The sequence below is a fragment of the Sphingobacterium sp. UBA7253 genome (assembly GCF_002472745.1).
Taxonomy (GTDB): Bacteria; Bacteroidota; Bacteroidia; order Sphingobacteriales; family Sphingobacteriaceae; genus Sphingobacterium; species Sphingobacterium siyangense.
Genome location: NZ_DKSP01000077.1, coordinates 1 through 217 on the forward strand (window position 1 = coordinate 1; position 217 = coordinate 217).

1 protein-coding gene is annotated in these 217 nt (G+C 41.5%); it reads left to right on the forward strand.

Going from position 1 to position 217, the window contains the following annotated elements; genetic code table 11:
- Window positions 1-217, forward strand: a 217-nt coding sequence (locus B2X72_RS07510; RefSeq protein WP_286848928.1) for an insulinase family protein, incomplete at both ends; no start/stop codon positions are given.

Sequence of the window (217 nt, forward strand, 5' to 3'; positions counted from 1 at the left end):
ATTTTCATACCTATTATGTCCCTAATAATATGGGGGTTATTATGTCGGGGGATTTTGACCCTACCGAGGTGGTGAAAAAGGTGGATAAGACTTTTGCTTTTATGCAGGCGAAAGAAGTTCCGGCCTATACTTTTGATGCGGAGAAACCAATTTTAACTCCTGTTGTCCGCGAGGTTAAAGGTCCGGATGCTGAATTTATGTTAATGGGATTCCGTTT